At 74.2% G+C, this 22,680-nt stretch carries 19 protein-coding genes, 1 pseudogene and 1 riboswitch; of the genes and pseudogenes, 13 read left to right on the top strand and 7 right to left on the bottom strand.

Annotation, left to right across the window (positions count from 1 at the left end):
* Window positions 1–8: 8 nt before the first annotated feature.
* The 4 genes from ACFHW0_RS03715 (at window position 9) to ACFHW0_RS03700 (ending at window position 5,309) form a co-directional block, all read left to right on the top strand.
* Window positions 9–2,393, top strand: coding sequence for a polyribonucleotide nucleotidyltransferase (locus tag ACFHW0_RS03715; protein WP_121396037.1), 2,385 nt, complete (start codon window positions 9–11; stop codon window positions 2,391–2,393).
* A 48-nt stretch (window positions 2,394–2,441) separates the two neighbouring features.
* Window positions 2,442–3,866 carry a M16 family metallopeptidase gene (locus ACFHW0_RS03710; RefSeq protein WP_416605463.1) on the top strand — a complete coding sequence of 475 codons (1,425 nt, stop codon included), beginning with the start codon at window positions 2,442–2,444 and terminating at the stop codon, window positions 3,864–3,866.
* A gap of 126 nt (window positions 3,867–3,992) precedes the next feature.
* Complete coding sequence (dapB, locus tag ACFHW0_RS03705; protein ID WP_416605461.1) at window positions 3,993–4,766, top strand: 4-hydroxy-tetrahydrodipicolinate reductase; 774 nt, start codon at window positions 3,993–3,995, stop codon at window positions 4,764–4,766.
* A 48-nt stretch (window positions 4,767–4,814) separates the two neighbouring features.
* Window positions 4,815–5,309: a GNAT family N-acetyltransferase gene (locus ACFHW0_RS03700; RefSeq protein ID WP_416605460.1), complete on the top strand. Its 495-nt coding sequence runs from the start codon at window positions 4,815–4,817 to the stop codon at window positions 5,307–5,309.
* 5 nt (window positions 5,310–5,314) lie between these two features.
* Here the strand turns inward: ACFHW0_RS03700 and ACFHW0_RS03695 are convergent, their stop codons facing one another.
* Both ACFHW0_RS03695 and ACFHW0_RS03690 read right to left on the bottom strand, forming a co-directional pair.
* Entirely contained in the window at window positions 5,315–5,695 is a 381-nt protein-coding gene (locus ACFHW0_RS03695; protein ID WP_416605459.1) for a VOC family protein, read from the bottom strand.
* 255 nt (window positions 5,696–5,950) lie between these two features.
* Window positions 5,951–6,538: pseudogene (locus tag ACFHW0_RS03690) on the bottom strand (GNAT family N-acetyltransferase); the annotation flags it as partial.
* 35 nt (window positions 6,539–6,573) lie between these two features.
* Between ACFHW0_RS03690 and ACFHW0_RS03685 the strand changes: the two are divergent.
* Window positions 6,574–7,881 carry a glycosyltransferase 87 family protein gene (locus tag ACFHW0_RS03685; RefSeq protein WP_416605458.1) on the top strand — a complete coding sequence of 436 codons (1,308 nt, stop codon included), beginning with the start codon at window positions 6,574–6,576 and terminating at the stop codon, window positions 7,879–7,881.
* On the opposite strand, the gene ACFHW0_RS03680 is transcribed toward ACFHW0_RS03685, so the two are convergent.
* Complete coding sequence (locus ACFHW0_RS03680; protein ID WP_416605457.1) at window positions 7,780–8,331, bottom strand: GNAT family N-acetyltransferase; 552 nt, start codon at window positions 8,329–8,331, stop codon at window positions 7,780–7,782. The two genes, ACFHW0_RS03685 and ACFHW0_RS03680, sit on opposite strands and share 102 nt — an antisense overlap.
* Before the next feature lie 78 nt (window positions 8,332–8,409).
* Between ACFHW0_RS03680 and ACFHW0_RS03675 the strand changes: the two genes are divergently transcribed.
* The 5 genes from ACFHW0_RS03675 to ACFHW0_RS03655 all read left to right on the top strand — a co-directional run bounded on the left by ACFHW0_RS03675 (window position 8,410) and on the right by ACFHW0_RS03655 (window position 14,327).
* Window positions 8,410–9,639, top strand: a complete 1,230-nt coding sequence (locus ACFHW0_RS03675; RefSeq protein ID WP_416605455.1) for a winged helix-turn-helix domain-containing protein — start codon at window positions 8,410–8,412, stop codon at window positions 9,637–9,639.
* On the top strand, window positions 9,636–10,244 hold the full coding sequence (locus tag ACFHW0_RS03670) for a DUF2752 domain-containing protein (protein ID WP_416605454.1): 609 nt from the start codon (window positions 9,636–9,638) through the stop codon (window positions 10,242–10,244). Before ACFHW0_RS03675 ends, ACFHW0_RS03670 begins: the two co-directional genes overlap by 4 nt.
* Before the next feature lie 624 nt (window positions 10,245–10,868).
* Window positions 10,869–11,606 carry an FAD-dependent thymidylate synthase gene (gene thyX / locus ACFHW0_RS03665; RefSeq protein ID WP_121396030.1) on the top strand — a complete coding sequence of 246 codons (738 nt, stop codon included), beginning with the start codon at window positions 10,869–10,871 and terminating at the stop codon, window positions 11,604–11,606.
* Between the two features lie 53 nt (window positions 11,607–11,659).
* Window positions 11,660–12,586 (top strand): 4-hydroxy-tetrahydrodipicolinate synthase, encoded by a 927-nt coding sequence (gene dapA / locus ACFHW0_RS03660; RefSeq protein ID WP_416605453.1) that lies wholly within the window; start codon window positions 11,660–11,662, stop codon window positions 12,584–12,586.
* A 52-nt stretch (window positions 12,587–12,638) separates the two neighbouring features.
* Entirely contained in the window at window positions 12,639–14,327 is a 1,689-nt protein-coding gene (locus ACFHW0_RS03655; RefSeq protein ID WP_416605452.1) for a ribonuclease J, read from the top strand.
* A 126-nt stretch (window positions 14,328–14,453) separates the two neighbouring features.
* Here the strand turns inward: ACFHW0_RS03655 and ACFHW0_RS03650 are convergent, their stop codons facing one another.
* Entirely contained in the window at window positions 14,454–16,103 is a 1,650-nt protein-coding gene (locus ACFHW0_RS03650) for a YbjN domain-containing protein (protein WP_416605451.1), read from the bottom strand.
* Complete coding sequence (locus tag ACFHW0_RS03645) at window positions 16,100–16,579, bottom strand: YbjN domain-containing protein (RefSeq protein WP_416605449.1); 480 nt, start codon at window positions 16,577–16,579, stop codon at window positions 16,100–16,102. The genes ACFHW0_RS03650 and ACFHW0_RS03645 overlap by 4 nt, the downstream gene beginning before the upstream one ends.
* Before the next feature lie 114 nt (window positions 16,580–16,693).
* On the opposite strand from ACFHW0_RS03645, the gene ACFHW0_RS03640 reads away from it, so the two are divergent.
* Window positions 16,694–19,141 (top strand): DNA translocase FtsK 4TM domain-containing protein, encoded by a 2,448-nt coding sequence (locus ACFHW0_RS03640; protein ID WP_416605448.1) that lies wholly within the window; start codon window positions 16,694–16,696, stop codon window positions 19,139–19,141.
* A gap of 141 nt (window positions 19,142–19,282) precedes the next feature.
* On the opposite strand, the gene ACFHW0_RS03635 is transcribed toward ACFHW0_RS03640, so the two are convergent.
* Entirely contained in the window at window positions 19,283–19,528 is a 246-nt protein-coding gene (locus ACFHW0_RS03635; RefSeq protein ID WP_121396024.1) for a hypothetical protein, read from the bottom strand.
* 89 nt (window positions 19,529–19,617) lie between these two features.
* Window positions 19,618–19,932 (bottom strand): DMT family transporter, encoded by a 315-nt coding sequence (locus ACFHW0_RS03630; protein ID WP_121396023.1) that lies wholly within the window; start codon window positions 19,930–19,932, stop codon window positions 19,618–19,620.
* 64 nt (window positions 19,933–19,996) lie between these two features.
* A riboswitch (guanidine-III (ykkC-III) riboswitch) is annotated at window positions 19,997–20,062 on the bottom strand.
* An 89-nt stretch (window positions 20,063–20,151) separates the two neighbouring features.
* On the opposite strand from ACFHW0_RS03630, the gene ACFHW0_RS03625 reads away from it, so the two are divergent.
* Entirely contained in the window at window positions 20,152–21,075 is a 924-nt protein-coding gene (locus ACFHW0_RS03625; RefSeq protein WP_416605732.1) for an ornithine cyclodeaminase family protein, read from the top strand.
* Between the two features lie 85 nt (window positions 21,076–21,160).
* Window positions 21,161–22,660 (top strand): 30S ribosomal protein S12 methylthiotransferase RimO, encoded by a 1,500-nt coding sequence (rimO, locus tag ACFHW0_RS03620; RefSeq protein ID WP_416605447.1) that lies wholly within the window; start codon window positions 21,161–21,163, stop codon window positions 22,658–22,660.
* The last annotated feature ends 20 nt before the right edge of the window (window positions 22,661–22,680 follow it).

The raw sequence follows: 22,680 nt of genomic DNA, 5'->3' as shown, positions 1-22,680 counted from the left end.
ACAGCACCATGACCGAGACCAACCTCGGCACCGAATCCCGCACCGCCGTGATCGACAACGGGTCCTTCGGCACCCGTGAGATCACCTTCTCCACCGGCCGGCTGGCCCGTCAGGCCGCCGGCTCCGTCGTCGCCCAGCTCGGCGAGACGGTCGTCCTCTCCGCCACCACCGCCGGCAAGCAGCCGAAGGAGCAGTTCGACTTCTTCCCGCTGACCGTCGACGTCGAGGAGCGGATGTACGCCGCGGGCCGCATCCCCGGCTCGTTCTTCCGCCGCGAGGGCCGCCCCAGCGAGGACGCGATCCTCACCTGCCGGCTGATCGACCGGCCGCTGCGCCCGTCGTTCGTCAAGGGCCTGCGCAACGAGGTCCAGGTCGTCGAGACCATCCTGGCGCTCGACCCGCAGCACCCCTACGACGTCGTGGCGATCAACGCCGCCTCGATGTCGACCAAGCTCTCCGGCCTGCCGTTCTCCGGCCCGATCGGGGCGACCCGGGTCGCGCACATCGACGGCCAGTGGGTCGCCTTCCCGACCCTGGAGGAGCTGGCCCGGGCCACCTTCGACATGGTCGTGGCCGGCCGCTCGCTGCCGGACGGCGACGTCGCGATCATGATGGTCGAGGCCGAGGCGACGCCGAACGCCGTGACCCTGATCGCGGGCGGCGCGACCGCCCCGACCGAGGAGATCGTGGCCAGCGGCCTGGAGGCCGCGAAGCCGGCGATCCGTGAGCTGTGCCGCGCGCAGGCCGAGCTGGCCGAGGTGGCCGCCAAGCCCGTCGCCGAGTTCCCGGTGTTCCTGGACTACCAGGACGACGTCTACGAGGCGGTGGCCGGCGTGGCCCGCGCCGAGGTCGCCGAGGCCCTCCAGATCGCCGGCAAGGCCGACCGCGAGGAGGCCCTCGACCGGATCAAGGCCAAGGTCGCCGAGGAGCTCGGCGGTCGCTTCGAGGGCCGGGAGAAGGAGCTCAGCGCCGCCTTCCGGTCGCTCACCAAGTCCGAGGTGCGCAACCGGGTGCTGCGCGAGCAGGTCCGCATCGACGGGCGCGGCCCGCGCGACATCCGCCCGCTGACCGCCGAGGTCGGCGTGCTGCCCCGGGTGCACGGCTCGGCGCTGTTCGAGCGTGGCGAGACCCAGATCCTGGGCGTCACCACGCTGAACATGCTGCGCATGGAGCAGATGGTGGACACGCTGTCCCCGGAGAACCGCAAGCGCTACATGCACAACTACAACTTCCCGCCGTACTCGACCGGTGAGACCGGCCGGGTCGGCTCGCCGAAGCGGCGCGAGATCGGCCACGGCGCGCTCGCCGAGCGGGCGCTGATCCCGGTGCTGCCGTCGCGCGAGGAGTTCCCGTACGCCATCCGGCAGGTCTCCGAGGCGCTCGGCTCCAACGGCTCCACCTCGATGGGCTCGGTCTGCGCCTCGACGCTGGGCCTGCTCTCCGCCGGTGTGCCGCTGAAGGCGCCGGTGGCCGGCATCGCCATGGGGCTCATCTCGGACGAGGTGGACGGCAAGACCCAGTACGTGACGCTGACCGACATCCTCGGTGCCGAGGACGCGTTCGGTGACATGGACTTCAAGGTCGCCGGCACGCCGGAGTTCGTGACCGCGCTCCAGCTCGACACCAAGCTCAACGGCATCCCGTCGGACGTGCTGGCCGCCGCGCTGCAGCAGGCGTACGAGGCCCGGCAGACCATCCTCGGCGTGATGCAGGCGGCGATCGAGGGCCCGGCCGAGATGTCGGAGTACGCCCCGCGCGTCACCACCGTCAAGATCCCGGTCGACAAGATCGGCATGGTGATCGGCCCGAAGGGGCAGACCATCAACGCGATCCAGGACGAGACCGGCGCCGAGATCTCCATCGAGGACGACGGCACGATCTACGTCGGCGCCACCAACGGCCCGTCGGCCCAGGCGGCGGTGGACCGGATCAACGGGATCGCCAACCCGACGCTGCCGAAGGCCGGGGAGCGGTTCCTCGGCACGGTGGTCAAGACCGCCGCGTTCGGCGCGTTCATCTCGCTGCTGCCGGGCCGGGACGGCCTGCTGCACATCTCCAAGGTGGGCGACGGCAAGCGGGTCGAGCGGGTCGAGGACTTCCTCAACGTCGGCGACCGGGTCGAGGTCGAGATCGCGGACATCGACGCCCGCGGCAAGATCTACCTGGACAAGGTCCGCCCGGAGGGCGCCGAGGCGCCGGCCGCCGGCGAGGCCGCCGGTGGCGAGCGTCCGGCCGGCCGGGACCGGGACGACCGGGCTCCGCGCGACCGGGGCGACCGTGAGCGCGGCGGCGACCGGGGCGGTCGTGGCCCGGGCGGCGGCGAGCGCGGCGAGGGCGGCGGCGAGGGTGGCGAGGGCGGCGAGCGTCCGCGCCGCCGCACCCGGCGCAGCTGACGCACCGCACCATCGCATCACCCACCCCTCGTCGATCTGGAGCAACACGTGAGTCGGGCCGTCAGCGCGCCGTTTCCGCCGGATCGACGGGGGGTGGCGTCCGTTCCGGGCCCCGCAGGGGCCTCCCGCCGGAGCACCGCGGCGGCCCGCTCCGGCGGCGCCGCCCGGGCGGTGACCCGCACGATCAGCGACGACCCGCTGGGCGGCACGGTACGCCGTACCGTGCTGCCCAGCGGGCTGCGCGTGCTCACCGAGGCGATCCCGGCGATGCGCAGCGTCTCGTTCGGCGTCTGGGTCGCGGTCGGCTCGCGGGACGAGACCGGCCCGCAGGCCGGCGCGGCGCACTTCCTGGAGCACCTGCTCTTCAAGGGCACCAACAAGCGCAGCGCGCTGGACATCTCCTCGGAGATCGAGGCGGTGGGCGGCGAGACCAACGCCTTCACCACCAAGGAATACACCTGCTACTACGCCCGTGTGCTGGACGAGGACCTGCCGCTGGCCATCGACGTGATGTGCGACCTGGTCGCCGACTCGGTGCTCGAACCGGCCGACGTGGAGACCGAGCGGGGCGTGATCCTCGAGGAGATCGCCATGCACGACGACGAGCCCGGCGACGAGGTGCACGACCTCTTCGCCCGGGCCGTCTACGGCGACCACCCGCTGGGCCGGCTGATCTCCGGCACCGAGGAGACCGTCACCCCGATGACCCGGCGGCAGATCCAGGGCTTCTACCGCCGCCGCTACACCGCGCCGCAGATCGTCGTCGCCGCCGCCGGCAACCTGGACCACGCCACGGTGGTCAGGCTGGTCCGTCAGGCGCTGCGCGGCACCCCCCTGGACACCGACCCGGCGACGCCCGCGTCGCACCGGTCGGCCACCCCGGCCGTACGTACGAAGCCCGCCACCACCCTGGTGGAGCCGAAGGAGACCGAGCAGGCGCACGTCATCCTCGGCTGCCCCGGCATCGACCGGCTCGACGAGCGGCGCTTCGCCCTCGGCGTGCTCAACAACATCCTCGGCGGCGGCATGTCGAGCCGGCTGTTCCAGGAGATCCGCGAGCGGCGCGGCCTCGCCTACTCGGTCTACTCCTACGCCAGCCAGTACGCCGACAGCGGCCTCTTCGCCGTCTACGCCGGCTGCGCCCCGGGCAAGGTCGACGAGGTGCTGGAGCTGACCCGGGCCGAACTCGCCCGGGTGGCCGCCGACGGCCTGACCGAGGCCGAGGTGGCCCGCGGGAAGGGGATGAGCAAGGGCTCGTTCGTGCTGGGGCTGGAGGACACCGGCTCGCGGATGAGCCGGCTGGCCAAGGGGGAGCTGCTCTACGGCCACCTGATGCCGGTCGACGAGCTGCTGGGCCGGGTCGACGCGGTCACGGTGGCCGACGTCAACACCCTGGCCGCCGAGCTGCTGAGCCGGCCGATGTCGCTGGCCGTGGTCGGCCCGTTCGGCACCGGCGACTTCTCCACCCGCTGACCCGTCCCGGTCGCCCGACGCCGGCCCGGCGCGTCGTCGCCGCCGGCGCTGCGGACTGTCCCGCACCTCCCCGCCGGTCCCGGTCCGCCCGGATGCGCGCGTCCCGATTGGGATAGGTTGTGCCCCGTGACTGACGAGCAGGAGAAGAGCCCGGACGAGCTGATCCGGGTCGGCGTGCTGGGCGCCCGGGGACGCATGGGCATCGAGGTGTGCCGGGCCGTGGACGCCGCCGCCGACATGGAGCTGGTGGCCATGGTCGACCAGGGCGACGGCCTGTTCGCCGCGTCCGACGCCGGGGCCGAGGTGGTCGTCGACTTCACCACCCCGGACGTCGTCATGGACCATCTGCACTGGTGCATCGACCAGGGCATCAACGCGGTCGTCGGCACCACCGGCTTCACCGAGCAGCGGCTGGAGCGGGTGCGCGGCTGGCTGGCCCACAAGCCCGGGGTGGGCGTGGTGATCGCCCCCAACTTCGGCATCGGCGCGGTCCTGATGATGCAGTTCGCCGCCCGCGCCGCCCGGCACTTCGAGTCGGTCGAGATCGTCGAGCAGCACCATCCCCGCAAGCTGGACGCCCCCAGCGGCACCGCCACGCACACCGCGCGGCTGGTCGCGGCCGCCCGCGCCGAGGCCGGGCTCGGCCCGGCCCCGGACGCCACCTCCGACGAGGTCGCGGGCGCCCGGGGCGCCGACATCGACGGGGTACGCGTGCACGCCGTGCGCGCCACCGGCCTCGTCGCCCACCAGGAGGTGCTCTTCGGCACCGTGGGGGAGACGTTGACCATCCGGCACGACTCGTACGACCGCGTCTCGTTCATGCCCGGCGTGCTGCTGGCCGTCCGCGCGGTCCGCACCCGGCCCGGGCTGACCGTCGGCCTGGACGCCCTGCTGGACTGACGGGCAAACCCGTCGCGGCGGCACCCGGGCGGCCCCTAGGCTGCCCGGGTGATCGATTCTGGACTCTCCGACCGGGCCGGGCGCCGGGTGACCCTGCGCCCGGTGGACGACGACAACTGGCGGGCGGTGGCCGACGTCGCCCCGCGCGACGACCAGCGCGGGTGGGTGGCGGCGCTGGCCGCCCGCTACCTGCTGCTGACCATGCGCTCCGACGTGTGGACCTCACTGGCGGTGTACGCGGACGAGACCGTCGCCGGGCACGTCATGTGGGGCGTCGACGACGACGGGTCCCGCTGGATCGGCGGCATGGTGGTCGACGCGGCCGAACAGGACCGGGGCGTCGGCCGGGCGGCCGTGCGCACCCTGGCCGCGTGGCTGGGCGGCCAGGACGGCAGTCACCCCGTCCGGCTCTCCTACCACCCCGACAACGTCCAGGCCGCCCGCCTCTACACGAGCCTCGGCTTCGTGCACACCGGGGCGATGGAGGACGACGAACTGGTCGTCGAACTCCTTCCGCCCGCCCAGGCCCCGCCCCGGCCCTGACGGGGTCAGCCCTCCTCGATCACCGACAGGATGTTGCCGGCCGGGTCGGTGAACCACGCGATGGTCGGCCCGTTGCCGCGCATGACGCCCTTGTCGTCCTGGGGCATCCCGGGGTAGCGCGCGAGTTGCACCCCGCGCGCGGTCAGCTCGTCGACGGCCCGGTCGACGTCGTCGACGGGGAAGTTGAGCACCGTGTAGGCCGCGGGGGTGTGGTCCGCCTTCGGGTAGACCATCACGTCCCGGCCACCGGCGAGGTGCAGCGTCAGCAGGCCGCCCATGGCGTCGTCCCGCGACACCCGCAGGCCGAGCGTGTCGGCGTAGAACCGCTCGGCCCGGCCGGGGTCGTCCACCGAGAAACTGCTCCACGCCGTCGTGTCCGTGAACATGCCGTTGCCTCCCTCTCGTGGAAGCCGCCACCGCGACCGTGAGGTCACCGTAGGCGACGCCCCCGACAGTGTCCGGCGGAACGCCGGCACCGGCGGGTTGGGAACCGCGGGTCGGTGTCGGTGCGCTCCGGGCCCGGGAACGCCCGGCCGGGTCGCGATCCGGGCCCCGAGCGCCGCCACGGACGGTCAGTCCGCGGGCGTCGCCGGTGTCGGCGACGGCGCGCCCGGCGTCAGGTCCGGCAGCGTCGCCTCGGCGGGCGTCGCGTCCGCCGGGTCCGCGTCCGCGGGCACCGCCACGTGCAGGCGCACCTGCGGGACGAGCATGTCCTCCACGTCCAGCGCGCGGGCCGCCCCGTCGGGCTCCCAGCCGGTGCTGGTGAGGAACTTCCGGGTCGCGGCGTCGCCGTCGAAGGCCCAGGCCAGCGCGCGGGTGAACCCGTCGGCACGCCACAGGTCGACGGTCGCGGCGAGCAGCCGGCTGCCGTGCCCCCGCCGACCCCAGCGCGGCTCCACCAGCAGGTCCGTCACCGCGGCGACGTCCGGCCCGAGGACCTCCGCCGGCTCACCCGGGGCGAGTGCCTCGGCGTCGGCCGGACCGGAGGCGGCGAACCCCACCAGATAGGATTGCTCGGCCTGTTCGACGGCGACCAGCACCCGGTGGGCGCCGGAGGGCGGCTCCTGCACGGCCGCGCTCCACCGCCTGGCGAGCCACGCCTCGTCCAGGTTGTCGAGCACGTGCCGGGGCAGGATCCGGCGATAGGCGACCCGCCAGGTCGCGAGTTGGATGCGTGCGATCTCGCCGGCGTCTTCCGGACGCGCCGGGCGGACGTACCCGAGAGCCATGGGACGGAAGCCTACGCAGGGCGAGGGAGGCGATGGTGGCGCAGGGTCCCCGACGGACGATCCAGCAGGTCGTCGGCGTCGTCGCGCTCGCCGTCGCGGTGACCGCCTTCCTGTCCGTGGCGGCCGTCCGGCACGGCTTCTTCGACCTCAAGGTCTACTACGGCGCGCTGACCTGGTGGGTGCACGACGGCGGGGAGATCTACGACTTCCTCAAGCCCGGCACCCAGTACGGCTTCACGTACCCGCCCTTCGCCGCCCTGGTCATGCTGCCGATGGCGTACCTGCCGTGGTGGGCGGCGATCGCGGTCAGCGTGGCCGCCAGCGTGGTGGTCACCGCCGTGCTGTTCTGGTGGCTGATCGACCCGGTCTCCCGCCGCTGCGGCTGGACCCGCTGGTTCGCCCTCGCCGTGGCGCTCTGCCTGGCCGCCGCGTACGAGCCGATGCGCGAGACGGTCAACTTCGGCCAGGTCAACATGCTGCTGCTCTTCCTGGTCGCGATCGACCTGCTGCGGCTGCTGCCGGCCGGCAACCGCTGGGCCGGCGTGGGCATCGGCCTGGCCACCGCGATCAAGCTGACCCCGGGCATCTTCATCGTCTACCTGCTGGTGACCCGCCGCTGGCGGGCCGCGGTCACCTCGATGGCCGCTGCGGCCGGCACGACGCTGCTGGCCGCCGCGCTCTTCCCCGACGCCTCCCGGGAGTTCTGGACGGAGGCGCTGTGGAACACCGGCCGGGTGGGTGAACTGGCGTTCGTCTCCAACCAGTCGCTGCGCGGCGTGGTCGCCCGGCTGAACCCGGAACACCCGAGCACCCTGGCCTGGCTGGCGCTGGTGCTCGCCACGCTGGCGCTGTGGGCCTGGCGCTCCCGCGCCGCCGTGGCCGCCAGCGACGAGGCGACCGGCCTGGCGCTGACGGGCGCGGTGATGTGCCTGGTCAGCCCGGTCACCTGGGTGCACCATCTGATCTGGCTGCTGCCCGCGCTCATCCTGCTGGTCGACAACGGGATGGCCGCGCCCGCCGGCAGCCCCCGGCGCCGCGTCCTGCTGGGCGCCGCGATCGTCGGGTACGGCTTCCTGATCAGCCGCATCGTCTGGGCCTGGGAGAAGGACTTCACCGGGCTCGACGGCTTCCTCGGCAGCAACACCTACGTCTGGATCAGCCTGGCGCTGCTGGCGTTCCTGCCCGTTCGCCGCTGGGGCGACCCGGGCCGGAGCAACCGCCGTCGGGCGGTGCCGGCCGGGTCAGCCGCCGAGGCGCCCGGCGTACCGCAGCTCGACCAGCCCGACCGGCGGGCACCCGCCGGCCAGCGGCACCGGATAGGTCGACCGCTCACCGTCCGGTGACAGCCCGGCCCGCTCGTAGAACCGGCGGGCCCGGTGGTTGGCCTCCAGGACCCAGAGCCGGTAGTCCGACCAGCCCCGGGCGACCAGCCCGTCCCGCGCCGCGGCCAGCAGTGCCCGCGCCGTGCCGTCGCCCCAGCGGGTCGGCTCGACGTACATCGCCACCACCTCGCCGTGCGCGGCGTCGAGATCGCCACGGTCCTGGTTGTTGCGGTACGGGCCGAACGTGGTGAACCCGGCCAGCGTCCCGTCGACCTCCGCGAGCAGGGTGGTGAACGGGTGCTCCGGGTCGGCGGTGCCGAGGTCCCGGCGGCGCTGCGCCCACGCCGTGACGTTGAGCCGCCGCAGCACCTCCTCGGGCATGATCCCGGCGTAGCCGGCCTGCCAGCCGTGGATGTGCACCCGGGCGACGGCCTCGGCGTCGTCGGGCTCCTCGCGGCGGATCGTGAGCATGCGTCCGTTCTATGCCCCGGCGGGTGATCGGTCCAGTGTCCGCACCGGTGTCGTACCGGTGGATTAGGGTGCCCGACGATGGCCGCACCGGAATCGCTCTCGCTCGCCCAGGCACGCCGGGTGGCGCTCGCCGCCCAGGGCTTCGCCGACCCCGCGCCCACCGGCGCGCCCACCCGGCGTCACCTGCGCCGGGTGCTCGACCGGGTCGGGCTGATCCAGATGGACTCGGTCAACGTGCTGCAACGGGCGCACTACCTGCCGCTCTACAGCCGCCTCGGGCCCTACCCCACCTCGCTGCTCGACGCCGCCGCCTACCGCCGCCCCCGGGAGCTGTTCGAATACTGGGGGCACGAGGCGTCGCTGGTGCCCGTCGGGCTGCACCCCGTGTTGCGCTGGCGGATGGCCCGGGCCCGCTCGGAGGCCTGGGGCGGGATGCGGCGCATCGCCCAGGAGCAGCCCGGCCTGGTGGCCTGGGTCCGCGACGAGGTGGCCGCCCGGGGGCCGCTCACGGCCGCCGAGATCGAGCACGACGCGCCCCGTGAGACCGGCAGTTGGGGGTGGAACTGGTCGGCGGTCAAGCGGGCGCTGGAGTTCCTGTTCTGGGCGGGGGAGGTGACGGCCGCCGACCGCACGACGTCGTTCGCCCGCCGCTACGACCTGCCGGAGCGGGTGCTGCCGGCCGCCGTGCTCGACGCGCCGACGCCGACCGACGCCGATGCCCACCGCACGCTGGTGGGCATCGCCGCGCGGTCGCTCGGAGTGGCCGCCGAGCCGGAGCTGCGCGACTACTTCCGGCTGCCGGTGGCCGGGGCCCGGCAGGCCATCGCCGAACTGGTCGAGGCGGGCGAGCTGCTGCCGGTCGCCGTGCAGGGCTGGCGGCGGCCCGCCTGGCTGCACGCCGGGGCGCGGCTGCCCCGCTGGGTGCGCGGCAACACCCTGGTCAGCCCGTTCGACCCGGTGGTCTGGGAGCGGGCCCGCGCCGAGCGGCTCTTCGACTTCAGCTACCGCATCGAGATCTACGTGCCGGCGCCGCAGCGGGTGCACGGCTACTACGTGCTGCCGTTCCTGCAGGGGGAGCGGTTCACCGCCCGGGTCGACCTGAAGGCCGATCGCAAGGCCGGCGTGCTGCTGGTGCCGGCCGCCTGGGGCGAGCCGGGCGTCGACCCGGGCGAGACCGCGCTGGCGCTCGCCGCCGAGCTGCACCGCCTCGCCGGTTGGCTGGGCCTGGACGCGGTGGCCCCGCCCGCCGCCGGCGACCTGGCCGTCCCGCTGGCCGCCGCGCTGGCGGGCGTGGCCGGTGTACGGTGAGCCACGTGACGAGCGTTGACGGACCGGCCTCCCCGCCGCATCCGCAGACGGGTGGGCTCGACGCCCCGCCCCAGGCGGGTCCGGCCGCACCGGCCGGCGAATGGCCCACGGGCCAGGCGCCGCCCCACCCGGGGGTGGCGGCCTACCCCGTCGCCGAGCCGGACCGGCTCACCCGCTTCGTCGTCCGCCTCTACGAGCGTTCCCCGCGCTGGGCGGTGCCTCTGGCCGCGCTCGGCTGCGTCGCCGCCGGCATCGGCTACGCGCTGATCAGCGATCCGACCCGCTCGGCGCCCGACGCCGCGCCGACCTGCCTGCTCAAGCTCACCACGGGGCTGGACTGCCCGGGCTGCGGTGGCACCCGCGCGCTCTGGTACGTGCTGCACGCCGACCTGCCGGCCGCCGCCCGGCACCACTTCCTCTTCGTCTTCGCGCTGCCCTTCCTCGCCTACCTCTTCGTCGCCTGGGCGGGCCGGCAGGCGTTCGGCTGGCGCCTGCCCGAGCTGCGGATCAGCTCCCGGGTGATCGGCGTCTTCCTGGCCGCCTGGCTGGCCTTCACGATCGTGCGCAACCTCCCCTGGGCGCCGTTCACGTCCCTCTACGTCTGACCCTTCCGCCCGCCCGCCCGCGACCCGGCCCGGCCGCCGCATCCGAACGAGCCGGCCTGAGCACCGCGTCGAGCGACCGCGGACCGCATGGAGGTTGCCGGCTCTGCCGTCGTCGACTGCCCCGTTTGTTGTAGGACCGTGGACCGCGCGGTTCCCAGTCCCGACGCTGTCGAGCTGCCCCGTCTGTGGGACCGTGAACCGGGCGGGGGTGTCGGCTCCGGCGCTGTCGAGCTGCCCATCTCCCGGACCGGCCGGGTGGCGCGCCGGTCCGGGAACCGCTCGACCGTGGTTGCCCTCATGCGTGGGGCAGCTCGACAGGGGCGTGGGACAGGTCCCGGCCGGGGTCGCACGCCCGAGCGGCGCAGCGGGGATGCCAGCTGGGGCGTGGGACAGGTCCCGGCCGGGGTCGCACGCCCGAGCGGCGCAGCGGGGATGCCAGCGGGCGGGGTGACGGGTGGCCGGTGGGCGCGGGTGGCCGGTGGCGGGGTGCGCCGAGATCTTGGACACCTGCCGATCAGGTGAACCGGCGCCTGTCCACAATTCGCAGCTCAACGACCCGTTCGGCCCGTGGGCCCAACTTTCCCCCGCGACCGCCGGGCCACTACAGTCCCAGGAATGCCGGAGATGGTGCAGCCCCAGGTCAAGCTCGTCGCGTGGACCCACTTCGAGGCACCCGACGACGTGCCGTGGTCGACCGACGCCGAGGGCGGCCAGGCCCTCGCGGAGTTCGCCGGCCGGGCCTGCTACCAGAGCTGGAAGAAGCCGAACCCGGCCACCGCCACCAACGCCGGCTATCTCGCGCACATCCTGGAGGTCGGCCACCTGAGCGTGCTGGAGCACGGCTCGGTCAGCTTCTACTTCAGCGGGGTGTCCCGCTCCTTCACCCACGAGCTGATCCGGCACCGGCACTTCTCGTACTCCCAGCTCTCCCAGCGGTACGTGCCGGAGCGCGACGCCGCCATGGTCGAGCCCTCGGTGATCGCCGACGACCCGGAGCTGCACAAGAAGTTCGTGGAGGCCGCCGAGGCGAGCGTGCGGGCCTACAACGAGCTGCTGGAGGGGTTGGAACGGCGCTTCGCCGACGTGGAGAACGCCACGCTGCGGCGCAAGCAGGCCCGCCAGGCGGCCCGCGCGGTGCTGCCCAACGCCACCGAGACGCGCATCGTGGTCACCGGCAACTACCGGGCCTGGCGGCACTTCATCGCCATGCGCGCGACGGAGCACGCCGACGTGGAGATCCGCGAGCTGGCGGTGGAGTGCCTGCGGCAGCTCCAGGGTGTCGCCCCGAACGTCTTCGCCGACTTCGTCATCTCGGCCCTGCCCGACGGCACCGAGGTCGCGGCGAGCCCGCACGCCGAGTGAGTCCTGAGGGCTTCCCCGGCGGGGCGCCGGTGGCCGTCCGCTAGGTTGGTGGCATGACGCACGACCACCCTGACACGCCCGCCCGGGCGGTGTCCCGTCCCTTCGGGCGAGTGCTCACGGCCATGGTGACCCCGTTCACCGCCGACGGCTCGCTCGACCTCGACGGCGCCGCGCGGCTCGCCAGCCACCTGGTCGACGAGCAGGGCAACGACGCGCTGGTGGTCAACGGCACCACCGGCGAGTCGCCGACCACCAGCGAGGCCGAGAAGGAACAGCTGATCCGGGCCGTGGTGGAGGCCGTCGGTGACCGCGCCAAGGTCGTGGCCGGGGTCGGCACCAACGACACCCGGCACACCATCGAGCTCTCCGCGGCCGCCGAGAAGGCGGGCGCGCACGGCCTGCTCGTGGTCACCCCCTACTACAACAAGCCGCCACAGAGCGGCCTGCTGCGGCACTTCACCGCCGTCGCGGACGCCACCGGGCTGCCGGTGATGCTCTACGACATCCCGCACCGGGCGGGGGTGCCGATCGACACCGAGACGATGGTGCGCCTGGCCGAACACGCCCGGATCGTCGCGGTGAAGGACGCCAAGGGCGACCTGACCGCCACGAGCTGGGTCACCAGCCGGACGAGCCTCGCCTTCTACAGCGGCGAGGACTCGCTCACCCTGCCCTCGCTGGCCGTGGGCGGCGTGGGCGTGGTCGGCACCTCGACCCACTTCACCGGCGCGCTCACCAAGCAGTTGATCGAGGCGTACGACGCGGGGGACACCGCCACCGCGCTGAGCCTGCACCGGCGGCTGCTGCCGCTGTTCACCGGCATCTTCCGTACCCAGGGCGTGATCCTGGTGAAGGCGGGCCTGGCGGCTGCCGGGCTGCCCGCCGGGCCGGTGCGTTCGCCGCTGGTCGACGCGACCGACGACGAGATCGCCCAGCTCCGCGCCGACAGCGCGGCGGCGGGCGTGGAACTTTCCGAATGACCGAACGACACGACGGACGCCGAGTGACGGCGTCGCAGAATGAGGTGGACGCGTGACCGAGGCGCACTTCGAGACGGAACTGCCCCCGCCACTGCCGGAGGGTGGGCTGCGGATCATTCCGCTCGGCGGGCTCGGCGCCATCGGTCGCAACATGACCGTCTTCGAGTACGACGGCAAGCTGCTGGTGGTCGACTGCGGGGTCCTCTTCCCCGACGTGGAGCAGCCCGGGGTCGATCTGATCCTGCCCGACTTCGGTCCGATCCTGGACCGGCTCGACGACGTCCAGGCGATCGTGCTGACCCACGGCCACGAGGACCACATCGGCGCGGTGCCGTACCTGCTCGCGCACAAGCCCGACATCCCGCTGGTCGGCTCCCAGTTCACCCTCGCCCTGGTCGAGGCGAAGCTCGCCGAGCGACGGATCCAGCCCTACACGCTGACCGTGCGGGAGGGCGGCCGGGAGCGGCTCGGCCCGTTCGAGTGCGAGTTCTTCGCGGTCAACCACTCGATCCCCGACGCGCTCGCGGTGGCCATTCGCACGCCGGCCGGCCTGGTGCTGCACACCGGCGACTTCAAGATGGACCAGCTTCCGCTGGACGGCCGGATCACCGACCTGGCCGGGTTCGCCCGGCTCGGCGCCGAGGGCGTGGACCTGCTGCTCTCGGACTCCACCAACGCGGAGATCCCCGGCTTCGTCACCCCCGAGCGGGAGATCGGGCCGGTGCTCGACTCGATCTTCGCGAAGGCCAAGGGGCGGATCATCGTCGCGTCGTTCGCCTCGCACGTGCACCGGGTGCAGCAGGTGTTCGACTCCGCCGCCGAGCACGGCCGCAAGGTCGCCCTCATCGGCCGGTCCATGGTCCGCAACATGGGCATCGCCCGCGACCTGGGGCTGCTCAACATCCCGTCCGGCCTGGTCGTCGGGCTGGAAGAGGCGACGAACATGCCGCCCGAGCAGATCGTGCTGATGTCCACCGGCTCGCAGGGCGAACCGATGAGCGCCCTGGGCCGGATGGCCAGCGGCGACCACCGGCACATCACCATTGCCCCCGGCGACACCGTGGTGCTCGCCTCGTCGCTGGTGCCCGGCAACGAGACCTCGGTCTACCGGGTGATCAACCGGCTGGCCCGGGCCGGTGCCGTGGTGGTGCACAAGGACGTGGCCAAGGTGCACGTCTCCGGTCACGCGCCCGCCGGCGAGCTGCTCTACCTGCTCAACGTGGTGCGGCCCAGCAACCTGATGCCGGTGCACGGCGAGTGGCGGCACCTGCGCGCGCACGCCCGGCTCGGCATCGAGTCCGGCGTCGCCCCCGACCGGGTGGTGCTCTGCGAGGACGGCGACGTCGTCGACCTCGTCGAGGGCCGGGCCAACCTGGTCGGGCACGTGAAGAGCCGCTACGTCTACGTCGACGGCCTCGCCGTCGGCGACGTGAGCGAGTCGCTGCTCACCGAGCGCCGGATCCTCGGCGACGGCGGGTTCATCGCCACCACCGTGGTGGTCGACTCGGTGACCGGCAAGGTGGTGGGCGGCCCGACCCTGTCGGCGAAGGGCTTCTCGGAGGACCCGGAGGCGTTCAGCCCGGTGATCCCGCTGGTCACCGAGGCCCTGAACCGGGCGGCCTCCGACGGCATCACCGATCCGCACCAGCTCCAGCAGATCGTCCGGCGCACCGTGGGACGGTGGGTGAACGACGCGTACCGGCGTCGGCCCATGATCGTTCCCACCGTCGTCGAGGTCTGACCCCGCGCCGCCGCGACGCCCGCCCGCACCCCGTGTGCCGGCGGGCGTCGCCGCGTCCGGGCGGACCCGTGCGCCGGCCGGTCCGGCGGGTTTCGGACCTCACCGGTGGGCCGCCGCCCGCCCCGGTCAGGGCAGGGCGGCCACCGCCTGGGCGTACGCGACGCCGGTCTCCACGGCCGCGTCGAGCAGCACCGTGAGCTGGGCCGGGGCCACCCCGTGCGCCAGGTCGGTGGCGACGTGCCCGGCCAGCAGCAGCTCGCCCTCCCGCTCGTGCACGTACGCCTTCGGCAGCAGCCGGTCGTGGTTCCAGGCGTTGCAGAAGGCGTACGCCTCCGCGAGCCGGTCGGCCGGCAGCCGGCGGTTCGCCACGGACCGGGCCTGGAGGATCTCGCCGCGCTCGCCGGCGCGCCGGAACTGGATCAGCGCCTCGCCCCACCGGCCCGTCACGGCGCCACGGTCGTCGACGGCGTACCGGTCCCCGCGCCGGTCCAGCTCGGCGGTGATCATCGCCAGGCTCAGCGGGCGCGGTTCCCCGTCCGGCGGCTCCTCGTGGGGCGGGTCGTCGGCGCCGTCGTCCGGGTCTTCGTCGGGCGGCAGGGGTACCGGCGCGGCGGCCGGCCGTTCGGCCAACCAGGACGCGATCCGGCCGGACTGGTGGCCGGTGCCGTTGCGGGCGTCGAAGCTGCCGGCCAGCGCGGTGGCCACCCCGAGCAGGGTGGCGCCGAGCGTGGCCACGTCGAGCTCGGCGGCCGGGCGCACCCCGTACGCCGGGCGGTGCAGCGTCCGCCCGCCGAGCCCCGCCTCCACGGCGAGGGCGCAGACCAGCGCCCCGGCGGCGGCGAACTCCATCGCGGACAGGTCGTCGTGCGGCCGGTCCAGCCGGGGCAACTGCTCGGCGAGGACGTCGAGGCCCCGGGCGGGGTGCCCGGCCAGCGCACACCACCGCAGGTGCGTCGCGAGGAACCCGAAGGCGGCCCGCTCCCGCCGGTGTCGCCGGTAGGCCCGGACGTGCGCCTCGGCCGCCCGCTCCGGCTCGCCGGCCCGCAGCCAGGACAGCAGCCCGGCGACCGGCGTCCGCTCCGGCTGCTCGGTGCAGTCGACGCCGCCGGGCGGGGAGTCCCGCAGAGCGGCCAGCGCGGCCCGGTGGTCGCCCCAGCCGGCGAGCAGTTCCGCCCGCCGGGCCGACGCGCAGTCCGGGCAGCCGCCGACCGGTCCCGGACCGGCCGTCGACCAGCGGTCGTACCATCGCCGGGCGGTGGGCTCGTCGCCGAGGTGGTCGGCGATGCGGCAGCGCAGCTCGGCGACCACCGCCGGGTCGTCGTCGGCGCGCGCGGCGAGGTCGTCCAGCATGGACCGGGCCTGGTCCAGCCCGACCCGGGGCGAGCCGAGCAGGGCCTCGACCGCGTACCGCCGGTAGCGCCGCAGCAGCTCGGCCTGGTCTCCGGTCAGCAGGTCGGGGCGGCGCTGGGTGGTGGCGAGGCAGCGGCGCACCGGCTCGACCAGCCGCCACCGCTGCCCGTGCAGGAGGTACGCCTCGATCAGCGCGAACCGGGCCGCCAGCGCCGTCCGGTCGTCGCCCGTGGCGTCGGCGTGCGCGGCGATCCGCTCCAGCTCCGTGCTGCGGGCCTCGCCGTCGGGGGTGTCGCGGGCGTCGGCGAGCGCGCCGGCCAGCGCGGGGTCGGGCTGCCGGCCCCCGCGCCGCAGCCCGCTCCACCAGCCGGGCAGCCCGAACGGGTCGAGGCCGCGGCCGGCCAGGCCCCCGCCCTGACCCGTCACGCCACCACCCCGCCGGGCAGCCGGGCCACCTCGGTGGCGAGCTGGCAGCCGGTGGCGATGCCGCAGTCGAGCAACTGGTCGAGCTGGTGGGCGGTGACGCCGCGCTCCAGGTCGGTGATGACCTCGCCGCAGATCCGGGCCCGCCCGTCGTCCTCGACGTGCACGAACGCCTTCGGCCAGAGCCGGTCGTGGTTCCACGCGTTGCAGAAGGCGTGCAGCGCCGGCACGTACTCGATGGGGAAGGCCGGCGCGGTCAGGGTGCGGACCTGGAGCAACTCCCCGTCGGCGCCGGGGCGCAGGAACCAGATCAGGCTGTCGTCCCAGCGGCCGACCAGGTCGCCGTCGGCGTCGGCCTGGACGTGGTAGCCCCGGCTGGCCAGCACGGCGGCGATCAGCTCGCCGGTCAGTGGTTCCAGCGCCCCCGGGTGCCCGGCCAGCGGGCCGTCCCGGCCGTCCTCGGTCTCCGGCGACGCCATGGGGGCAACCCTTCTGAGGCAGATATCACGTGACGCGGCGGGGCCCGCGCTGCGACACGCGGACACGACCCGGAAAGGCGGCGATCTGCCGGGTCACGCCATTAGGTTGATGCTATGGCGGGCCGTACCTCTCAGGCGAGCCGGCGGCGCGGCGCGTCGCCGCGTGGCACCACGAACAGTCGTGCCCGTCAGCCGGCGAAGAAGGCCGGCCGGGCGGCGCCCCGGCGGCGGCCGGCGGCCCGGCCGGGCCCTGGTCCGATCGTCGGGCAGGCGGTCCGCGCACTGTGGATGGGGATGGCGCACGGCGTCGGCTGGGCGTTCCGGCAGGCAGGCTCCGCCCGGGGGCTCGACCCGGAACAGCGCCGGGACGGCGCGGGCCTGCTGGTCTTCGGCCTCGCCCTGCTCAGCGCGGTGGCCCTCTGGTTCTCCGGCGCCGGCCCGGTCGGCGCCCGGCTGGCCGACACCTTCCGGCTCTTCCTCGGGGCGATCTCGGTCGTGGTGCCGGTGCTGCTGATGATCGGCGCCTGGCGACTGATGCGCGAGCCCGTCGATCCCGAGCACCGCGGCCGGGGCCTGGTCGGCTGGACCTCGATGCTGGTCGCCACCGCCGCGATGCTGCACATCGGACAGGACCCGGCCGACGCGGGCCAGCGCGACTTCGCCGGCGGCCTGGTCGGCGCCGGCGTCGGCAGCCTGATGGAGCGGGCGGTCACCGCCTGGGTGGCCGTGCCGCTGCTGATCCTGCTGCTGGTCTTCGGTCTGCTGGTGGTCACGGCGACCCCGATCAACAAGGTCCCGGAGCGGCTCGGCCTGCTGTTCGGCACCCGGATCGCCCCGCCGGTCGTGGAGGAGACGGACGAGGCGCCCGCCAGGCCGGCGCCCCGCAAGCGCCCGGCGAAGCGGGCGGCCCCGCCGCCGCCGGACCCGGGGGAGTTCGACGACGACCTCGACGGGGTGGACCTCCAGGACACGCTGGTGCTGCCCCGCAAGCCCCCGGGCAAGGTGCCGGCCAGCCGCAAGCCGGCGGAGCCGCCGGAGCACTCGCCCGCTCCGACGCGGGCCGAGCAGCTCGCGCTGACCGGGCTGGCGGGCGACTACACGCTGCCGCCGGCGAACATCCTCGGCAGCGGCGCGGCCCCGAAGTCCCGGAGCAAGGCCAACGACGAGGTGATCGTCGCGCTCACCGGCGTCTTCGACCAGTTCGGCGTGGACGCGGCCGTCACCGGGTTCACCCGCGGCCCGACCGTCACCCGCTACGAGGTGGAGCTGGGCCCGGGCGTCAAGGTCGAGCGGATCACCCAGCTCTCCCGCAACATCGCGTACGCCGTGAAGTCGCCGGACGTGCGGATCCTCAGCCCGATCCCGGGCAAGAGCGCGGTCGGGGTGGAGATCCCGAACACCGACCCGGAGAACGTGGCGCTCGGCGACGTGCTGCGGTCGCGGGCCGCCTCCAGCGACCACCATCCGATGGTGGTGGCGCTCGGCAAGGACATCGAGGGCGGCTACGTGGTGGCCAACCTCGCCAAGATGCCGCACATCCTGATCGCCGGCGCGACCGGCGCGGGCAAGTCGTCCTGCCTGAACTCGCTGCTGGTGTCCATCCTCACCCGGGCCACCCCGGACGAGGTGCGGCTGCTGCTGATCGACCCCAAGCGGGTCGAGATGACGGGCTACGAGGGCATCCCGCACCTGGTCACCCCGATCGTGACCAACGCCAAGAAGGCGGCCGACTCGCTGGAGTGGGTCGTCCGCGAGATGGACATGCGCTACGACGACCTCGCCGCCAACGGGGTCCGGCACATCGACGACTTCAACCGCAAGGTGCGCAACGGCGAGATCAAGGCGCCGCCGGGCAGCGAGCGGGAGATGCGCCCGTACCCGTACCTGCTGGTGATCGTGGACGAGCTGGCCGACCTGATGATGGTCGCCCCGCGCGACGTGGAGGACTCGGTCGTCCGGATCACCCAGCTCGCCCGCGCGGCCGGCATCCACCTGGTGCTGGCCACCCAGCGCCCGTCGGTCGACGTGGTCACCGGCCTGATCAAGGCCAACGTGCCGTCGCGCCTGGCGTTCGCCACCTCCTCGCTGGCCGACTCGCGGGTCATCCTCGACCAGCCGGGCGCGGAGAAGCTGCTGGGTCGCGGCGACGGCCTGTTCCTGCCGATGGGCGCCTCCAAGCCGATCCGGATCCAGGGCGCCTGGGTGACCGAGCGCGAGATCGCCGACGTGGTGAAGTTCTGCAAGGACCAGCGCGAGCCGGAGTTCCGCCCGGACGTGCTCGCCGCGCCGGACACCGGCAAGAAGAAGATCGACGAGGAGATCGGCGACGACCTCGACCTGCTGGTGCAGGCGGTCGAGCTGGTGGTCACCTCGCAGTTCGGCTCGACCTCGATGCTCCAGCGCAAGCTGCGGGTCGGCTTCGCCAAGGCGGGGCGGCTGATGGACCTCATGGAGACCCGGGGCGTGGTCGGCCCGTCGGAGGGGTCCAAGGCCCGTGACGTGCTGGTCAAGCCGGACGAGCTGGAGGAGGTCCTGGTCGGCCTGCGCGGCGGCGGGGACTAGGCCCGGCCGGGCGCTGACGGGCAGGGGCGTTTCCGGTCGTCACCGGCGGGGCCGAGCCGGGCAGCCGCCCGACAGGGCGCACAGGCGACGGGCCCGCCGGCACGCCGGCGGGCCCGGTCTTCGCCCGGGGGGAGCTGTGGGTCAGTTGTTGACGAGCGCGTTGATGATCAGCAGGCTGATGACGATGGCGGCCACGTTGGCGGCGGCGGCGTACCAGCCGAGCGGCTTGTCGCCGAGCACGGCGCCGACGATGCCCAGGACCAGCCCGATCACGCCGAAGACGAGCGGGTTGAGCAGGAGCGCGAGGACCGCGAACACGAAGCCCAGGATCGTGCAGATGCGGGCGGCGTTGGTGCGCGGGCGGGCGGTCGAGTGCATGTTGGCCATTGTCTGCCTCCGTGGGTGAGAGCCTTTCCGGTGCCAGGCACTGCTCTACCCACTGTGGTCTTCCGTCACGCCTCGGCCGGGGACGCCGGTCAGTGGAAGACCTTCAGGCCGACGACGCCGGCGACCACCAGCAGCAGGCAGGCGATCCGGGGCAGGCTGGCCGGCTCGTTCAGCGCGAGCATCCCGACCAGGGCGGTGCCGACCGCCCCGATGCCGACCCAGACGACGTAGCCGGTGCCGACCGGGATCTCGCGCAGCGCGTACGCCAGGCCGGCCATGCTGAGCACCAGGGTCACCACGAAGACCAGCGACGGGACGAGCCGGGTGAAGCCGGCGCTGCGGTCGAGGGCGATAGCCCACGCGGTCTCGAGAAGTCCGGAGATCACCAGAACGATCCAGGCCATGGAAGATCACCTCTGCGTAGGCGCCCGGACCATCGGGCCGGGAAGAGTGGGCTCGGTACACACACGCGGGGCGTCTTGGCCTGACCGGGTACGCCCACCACTCGTCCGGGGCGACCTCGGGCCGCCACGACCGACGGTAGCACCGGCCGGGCGGTGCCCGGGGTGAGCCGGGCCACCACGGGTTGACGTGAACCTCGCTTCAACTTGCAGTATCGGGATATGCCGCTGCTCTTCTCCGATCCCGAGGTCGCCGCCGCGCTGGACGCCCCCACCACGGTCGCCGCGATGCGGGACGCCCTGCTCGCCGCGTACGCCGGCCGCCTGGTGGCCCCGCCCCGAGCCGCCGCGCCGCTGGGCGGGGGACGGATGGTGCTCACCGCCGGCCACCTCACCGGCGAGTGGTACGGCTACCGCTCGTACGACACGTTCGGGCACCCGGAGAGCGAGCAGGTGGTCGTGCTGCACGACGGGCGTACCGGGGCGGTCCGGGCGGTGGCGGTCGGGGAGGAACTGGGCTCCCGGCGTACCGGCGGGCTCGGCGGGGTCGCCGTGGACGCCCTGGCCCGGCCGGACGCCGCCACCCTGGGCGTGATCGGCTCCGGCGGGCAGGCGTGGACCCAGGTCTGGGCCGCCGCCGCCGTCCGCCCGCTGCGCGAGGTCACCGTGCACAGCCGCTCCGCCGCCCGGCGGGAGGCGTTCGCCGCCCGGGTCCGCGCCGAGCTGGGCGTGCCGGCGCGGGCGGTGGACTCGGCGCGGGCCGCCGTCCGCGACCGCGACGTCGTGGTGCTCGCCACCACCGCCGTCGGCCCCGTGCTCGACGCCGCCGACCTGGCCCCCGGCACCCACGTCAACACGGTCGGCTTCAAGCAGGTCGACCGGCACGAGTTCGGCACCGACCTGCTGGACGCCGCCGACCTGCTGGTCACCGACTCGCCGGCGCAGGCGGCCGCGTACGACCCGCCGATGCTGGCGACGCTGCCCGCGTACGCCGGACGGTTGCGCGACCTGGGCGCGGTGCTGGCCGGCGCCGTCGCCGGCCGGATCGGCGCGGACCAGGTCTCGGTCTTCTGCTCGACCGGCCTGGCCGGCACGGAGGTCTTCCTGCTCGACCGGCTGGTCGGGGTCGGCGCGGCGGCGGTCTGAGCCGGTCGGGCGGCGGGGAGTGCGCGGCGGCCGGTGCGGGCGGCCCGCCGTTGACGGCCGCCGCGCGCCCGCCCGGTACCCTCGGATGGTGTCTGCCACCTCCCCTTCCCCGACCGACGGCCGCCGTGTCGCCCTGCTGACCCTGGGCTGTGCCCGCAACGAGGTCGACTCGGAGGAGCTGGCCGCCCGGCTGCACGCCGACGGCTGGCAGGTCACCACCGACGGCGAGGGCGCCGACGTGGTGGTCGTCAACACGTGCGGCTTCGTGGAGAAGGCGAAGCAGGACTCCATCCAGACCCTGCTGGCCGCCGCCGACACCGGCGCCAAGGTGGTCGCCGCCGGCTGCATGGCCGAGCGGTACGGCCGCGAGCTGGCCGACAGCCTCCCCGAGGCGCAGGCGGTGCTGAGCTTCGACGACTACCCGGACATCGCCGCCCGGCTGGACGCGGTGGTGGCCGGCGAGCGGATCGGCGCGCACACCCCGCGCGACCGGCGCGAGCTGCTGCCCCTCACCCCCGTCTCCCGGCGGGACAGCGGGGTGTCACTGCCCGGCCACGGCACCCCGGTGCGGGGCGTCACCGAGACCGACGAGCACACCCCGGCCCACCTGCGCCAGGTGCTGCGCCACCGGCTCGACACCGGCCCGGCCGCCTCGCTCAAGCTGGCCAGCGGCTGCGACCGGCGCTGCGCGTTCTGCGCCATCCCCGCCTTCCGCGGCGCCTTCGTCTCCCGTACGCCGGACGAGCTGCTCGCCGAGGCGGAGTGGCTGGCCAAGACCGGCGTACGCGAGCTGGTGCTGGTCAGCGAGAACTCCACCTCCTACGGCAAGGACCTGGGCGACCCCCGGGCGCTGGAGAAGCTGCTGCCCCAGCTCGCCGCGATCGACGGCATCGTCCGGGTGCGGGCGAGCTACCTCCAGCCGGCCGAGACCCGGCCCGGCCTGGTCGAGGCGATCGCCACCACGCCCGGCGTGGCGCCCTACTTCGACCTGTCGTTCCAGCACTCCAGCGAGCCGGTGCTGCGCCGGATGCGCCGCTTCGGCTCCACCGAGCGGTTCCTGGAACTGCTGGCGAGCGCCCGCGCGCTGGCCCCGGCCGCGGGCGCGCGGAGCAACTTCATCGTCGGCTTCCCCGGCGAGACCCGCGGCGACTACCAGGAGCTGGTCCGGTTCCTGACCGAGGCCCGGCTCGACGCGATCGGGGTGTTCGACTACAGCGACGAGGACGGCACCGAGGCCGCCGGGCTGCCCGGCAAGGTCTCCGCCGCCACGGTCAAGCGTCGCTACGACAAGCTCAGCGCGCTCGCCGACGAGCTGTGCTCGCAGCGCGCCGAGGAACGCCTGGGCTCCACGGTCGAGGTGCTCGTCGACTCGGTCGACGACGGCGTGGTCGAGGGCCGGGCGGCCCACCAGGCCCCGGAGGTCGACGGCTCGACCACCCTCGTCGCCCCGTCCGGCGGCGGGGTGGACCTGGCCGCGCTGCGCCCCGGCGACCTGGTGCGGGCGACGGTCACGGGCACCGAAGGGGTGGACCTCGTCGCGGTCCCGGATGAGATGATCTCGGCTGCGCCCGGCGCAACACGGTGACGGCGGGCCCGGACGGAGCG

The sequence above is a fragment of the Micromonospora sp. LOL_025 genome, assembly GCF_048060285.1.
Lineage (GTDB): Bacteria > Actinomycetota > Actinomycetes > Mycobacteriales > Micromonosporaceae > Micromonospora.
The sequence above is the reverse complement of the archived record's forward strand: the minus strand, read 5'-3'. Positions and strand labels throughout refer to the sequence as shown.

Coding starts and splice junctions, on each gene's coding strand:
- ACFHW0_RS03695 (WP_416605459.1), bottom strand. CDS start 5,695: ATGTTCACGGACACGACGGCGTGGAGCAGTTTCTCGGTGGACGACCCC.
- ACFHW0_RS03635 (WP_121396024.1), bottom strand. CDS start 19,528: ATGGCCAACATGCACTCGACCGCCCGCCCGCGCACCAACGCCGCCCGC.
- ACFHW0_RS03680 (WP_416605457.1), bottom strand. CDS start 8,331: ATGCTCACGATCCGCCGCGAGGAGCCCGACGACGCCGAGGCCGTCGCC.
- ACFHW0_RS03625 (WP_416605732.1), top strand. CDS start 20,152: ATGCCGCTGCTCTTCTCCGATCCCGAGGTCGCCGCCGCGCTGGACGCC.
- thyX (WP_121396030.1), top strand. CDS start 10,869: ATGGTGCAGCCCCAGGTCAAGCTCGTCGCGTGGACCCACTTCGAGGCA.
- ACFHW0_RS03715 (WP_121396037.1), top strand. CDS start 9: ATGACCGAGACCAACCTCGGCACCGAATCCCGCACCGCCGTGATCGAC.
- ACFHW0_RS03630 (WP_121396023.1), bottom strand. CDS start 19,932: ATGGCCTGGATCGTTCTGGTGATCTCCGGACTTCTCGAGACCGCGTGG.
- ACFHW0_RS03675 (WP_416605455.1), top strand. CDS start 8,410: ATGGCCGCACCGGAATCGCTCTCGCTCGCCCAGGCACGCCGGGTGGCG.
- ACFHW0_RS03645 (WP_416605449.1), bottom strand. CDS start 16,579: ATGGCGTCGCCGGAGACCGAGGACGGCCGGGACGGCCCGCTGGCCGGG.
- dapA (WP_416605453.1), top strand. CDS start 11,660: ATGACGCACGACCACCCTGACACGCCCGCCCGGGCGGTGTCCCGTCCC.
- ACFHW0_RS03640 (WP_416605448.1), top strand. CDS start 16,694: ATGGCGGGCCGTACCTCTCAGGCGAGCCGGCGGCGCGGCGCGTCGCCG.
- rimO (WP_416605447.1), top strand. CDS start 21,161: ATGGTGTCTGCCACCTCCCCTTCCCCGACCGACGGCCGCCGTGTCGCC.